Origin of the sequence: Bacteroides sp. (assembly GCA_036351255.1) — a bacterium.
Classification (GTDB): Bacteria; Bacteroidota; Bacteroidia; order Bacteroidales; family UBA7960; genus UBA7960.
Genome location: JAZBOS010000080.1, coordinates 1 through 3554, shown reverse-complemented (window position 1 = coordinate 3554; position 3554 = coordinate 1). Strand labels below are relative to the sequence as shown.

Annotated in this window: 4 protein-coding genes; 2 read left to right on the top strand and 2 right to left on the bottom strand. The window is 46.1% G+C overall.

Annotated elements, in window-relative coordinates; genetic code table 11:
- Both V2I46_07610 and V2I46_07605 read left to right on the top strand, forming a co-directional pair.
- A partial coding sequence (locus V2I46_07610) for a T9SS type A sorting domain-containing protein (protein ID MEE4177359.1) occupies positions 1 to 1003 on the top strand: 1003 nt, incomplete at its 5' end.
- 193 nt (positions 1004 to 1196) lie between these two features.
- Entirely contained in the window at positions 1197 to 2369 is a 1173-nt protein-coding gene (locus tag V2I46_07605) for a serine hydrolase domain-containing protein (GenBank protein ID MEE4177358.1), read from the top strand.
- Here the strand turns inward: V2I46_07605 and V2I46_07600 are convergent, their stop codons facing one another.
- Positions 2370 to 3071, bottom strand: coding sequence for a response regulator transcription factor (locus V2I46_07600; GenBank protein ID MEE4177357.1), 702 nt, complete (start codon positions 3069 to 3071; stop codon positions 2370 to 2372). It abuts the gene before it with no gap.
- 5 nt (positions 3072 to 3076) lie between these two features.
- Positions 3077 to 3554, bottom strand: a 478-nt coding sequence (locus V2I46_07595) for a HAMP domain-containing sensor histidine kinase (GenBank protein MEE4177356.1), incomplete at its 5' end; no start/stop codon positions are given.

The following is a 3554-nucleotide window of genomic DNA, read 5'->3' as shown; positions in this document are numbered from 1 at the left end:
TTTTGATCTGTATGTTTTTAATGGAGGCTGTCCACATTATTCAATCGATTCCTTCTCTGTAGCCAGTACTTCTGAAGATTTTAATGTGACCGTATATGTAAGGCAAAAGAGAAAGGGCACGGATTTTATTGGTAATGGCAATATTATCCCGGTGACATTCATGGATGAGAACTGGGACACTTTTGAAGACACCATCCATTTTTCCGGTGCCACCGGTCAATCAACCAAAACAGTGCCTTTTGCGCCGGTCGCCGTGTATGTTGACCTGGAGAAAAACATGTGCGACGCCACCACGGATGATTACATGCATATCACCGAGGTGGATGATTATATTTACCCTTATACCTTCTTCGTCCTGGAAGTGCAGGAAGTCACCGATTCGGCATTTGTCAGGATCACGCATAACTGGGCCCCTCCCGACAGCCTTAACGTTCCTTCTGAAATCAGCAGGATTTCCGATTATCGTTACTGGGATGTGGATGGTGTATTCCCCGAAGGTTTTGTTGCCACGGGCCGGTTCCAGTACAATAAAAGTGGCCTGGATAACAACCTTATCTTAAGTGCAACCGACTCGGTTGTGATACTATACAGGGCCAAGCCGTCAGAACCATGGCAGCTTCTCGATTTCACCCAGCTCGGACCATGGTCGATCGGCTACCTTTTCGTTGATTCCCTTCAGAAGGGACAGTATGTCCTGGGGGTAATTGACATTTCTGTGGGAATAGAAGATCAGGATAGGTTAACCAGTGACAAAAAGACAGCATTGTACCTTTACCCCAATCCTTCCGGCGGGCAGGTCAATATTATCTATGACATCACTGAAGAAGCTATCATCAGGATCCATGATTTGCAGGGGAAACTGATGGATTCAGCCTCACTGGACCCGGGTACAGGGCAGTACCGGTGGAATGCTGTCGACATCGGGCCGGGCACTTACCTGGTCAGCCTTCAGGCAAGGGACAGCAGGATCATTGCCAGGGAGAAGCTGATGATCATAAAATAATGTTTCCCCCATGTACTTTCGCCTTTAAGCCGAAGAGAGGGTTTGAAATGGATACTCTCCAGGGGCTTGTAAATAAAAAATCCAGGAATAAAACAAAACCTAGCTGATTTTCGTATACTTTTGGACCAATTTTTCAGTTAAAACCAAGTCAGTCTTATAATTAATGTGGTTTAGGGTACCCATATTATTGATATTGATCATTATCATCACCTGTAACCGGCCGAAGAGGCAGGAAGCAGCCGGGTTTTTCAAAACCAGGGAGGTGGTGGTTCCAGAAGTGGCTTCCCTTACCAGGAAAGCCGAGTGGATAGATAGTATATTCACCAGGCTGTCCAGGGGCCACTGGTTCAACGGTGCCATCATTTACGCAGAAAAAGGGCACGTGATATACAAGAATGCCTTTGGATTATGCGATTTTTACGCAAAAGACACCCTGAGCACCAATTCTGCCTTCCAGCTGGCCTCAGTTTCCAAGATGTTCACTGCCATGGCCATTATGATACTCAGGGAAGACGGCAGTTTAGACTACGACGACAGCATTCAGGTTTATATTCCGGAGTTCCCATACCACGGGGTTACCATACGCCAGCTGCTGACCCATAGATCAGGCCTGTCGCGCTACATGTCACTGGCACATGAAAAATGGCACAATAAAGACATTCCCATGGGCAATGACGATATGCTCGGGCTTTTCATGAAATATCAGCCCAAACCATATTTCAAGCCGGACAACGGATTCCATTACTGCAATACCAACTATGCCATGCTTGCTTCCGTTGTTGAAAAAGTTTCCGGGAAGCCTTTCGATGTTTTTGTTCAGGAAAGGATCTTCGACCCTTTGGAAATGCATGATTCTTTTATTTACCAAATGAGGGAGGATACTGCAGTGCCGGCTTATATACCAAGCAATGTTTATGGCCACAGGTACCGCAAATGGCGGCCGATCAGGCAGCGGAACGATTACCTGAACGGGATCATGGGAGACAAGGGTGTTTATGCAAGCGTTGAGGACCTCTTCAAGTTTGACAGGGCGCTGGACCTTGGAATGCTCGTGGGCGATTCAACACTGAATGAGGCTTTTGCATCAGGAAGCCCCTCGTACTGGAGAAGAACAGACAATTACGGTTTTGGCTGGAGGATAAAAACCACTGAAGACAGCACCGTCTATCATTTTGGCTGGTGGAAAGGCTTTCGCGCTTACTATATCCGGGACATGAGGCAGGAGAAGACCATCATTGCCCTGTGCAACAAAGACAAAGGGCCCGGATCTTCAATATTATGGGATATAATCAGGGACACTACCCATAAGGTGGCCTTTAATAATTTCCTTGCTTCCGATATAGCTATTGAAGGAATGGAGAATTAGCTATTCACTGACGACAAGTTTGAACCCCACCCCATGGACATTGATCAGTTCCACCGATGGGTCGCTTTTCAGGTACTTTCTCAGTTTGGTAATGTAAACATCCATGCTGCGTGCATTAAAATAGCTGTCGTCTTTCCAAATGCGCTTCAGTGCAATGCTTCTGTCGACCACCTCATTGGCATGTTCAACCAAAAGCTTTAACAGGCCTGCTTCTTTGGATGTCAATTTGTCTTCTTTTTCACCAGACCTCAGCACCTGGCGGTTAAAATCGAAAGTCAGGCTGCCAATCTGGTAAATATTGTCTTTCCCGCCTGTGGGGGAAGTGCCGCTGATCCTTCGGAGGATCGCCTGTATCCTCATCAGCAGCTCATCCATATTGAAAGGTTTGGTCAGGTAATCATCGGCACCCACTTCAAATCCCTTTAACTTATCCTGCTGCAGGGACTTGGCGGTTAGAAAAAGAATAGGGATCTTGCTGTCAACATTTCGTATGTCCCTGGCCAGGGTAAAGCCGTCCCTGACAGGCATCATGACATCCACAATGCAAAAATCAAATTCTTCCCTGGTAAACATGTCAAAGGCCTCCTGCCCGTTAACAGCCAGTTTTGTAGGGTAACCCTTGGCCTCCAGGTAAGACTTCAGTATGGTGCCAAGGTTTTTATCATCTTCAGCAAGAAGGATCCTGACCTTATCTTTTTCCATTTGCTTCAATGTTTTGATTCAACAGGTAAAAATACATCAAATTTGGTACCCTTTTTCAGTTCGCTTTCCAGCCTGATGCTTCCTTTGTGCATGTCGACAATAGCTTTCACGTAACTCAGTCCCAGTCCGAACCCCTTAAAATCATGGATATCCCCCATAGGGACCCTGTACAGCTTGTCAAAGATCTTCTTCTGGTTGACCTTGCTGATGCCGATACCATTGTCCTCGACGCTGACCAAGATATCATTTCTATAGTTGGAGGTGCTCACTTTGATGACGGGTTTCTGTGGCGTATACTTGTTTGCGTTGTCAAGCAGGTTGGTAATCATATTTGTGACATGCACTTTATCGGCATGGATGATGCTGGGTTGTGCCTTAAAATCGGTAATGATCCTGCCATCCTTGATTTCAACCTGGAAACCGATTTTCTTGACCACGTCGTTAATCACTTCATGCAAATCGAAATAATCTTTCTTAAGTTGT